The organism is Gemella haemolysans (genome assembly GCF_028308085.1).
GTDB lineage: Bacteria > Bacillota > Bacilli > Staphylococcales > Gemellaceae > Gemella > Gemella haemolysans_D.
In genome coordinates this window covers 1-240 of the sequence record NZ_JAQMFS010000063.1, presented here as the reverse complement: position 1 = coordinate 240, position 240 = coordinate 1, and the positions used below count along the sequence as shown (strand labels likewise).

1 protein-coding gene is annotated in these 240 nt (G+C 60.0%); it reads right to left on the bottom strand.

All coding sequences use genetic code 11. The features are described from left to right. A partial coding sequence (locus tag PNO30_RS05255; RefSeq protein ID WP_271987413.1) for a hypothetical protein occupies window positions 1–240 on the bottom strand: 240 nt, incomplete at both ends.

The window sequence follows — 240 nt, the reverse complement described above, 5'->3', positions numbered from 1 at the left end:
GGTGCCGGCGCTGCTGGCTCTTCCGCTTTTGCTGCTGGTGCCGCTGGTTCTTCTGCTTTTGGTGCCGGCGCTGCTGGCTCCTCTGCTTTTGGTGCTGGTGCCACTGGTTCCTCTGCTTTTGGTGCTGGTGCCACTGGTTCCTCTGCTTTTGGTGCTGGTGCCACTGGTTCCTCTGCTTTTGGTGCTGGAGTCGTTGGCTCTTCTGCTTTTGGTGCCGGCGCTGCTGGCTCTTCCGCTTTT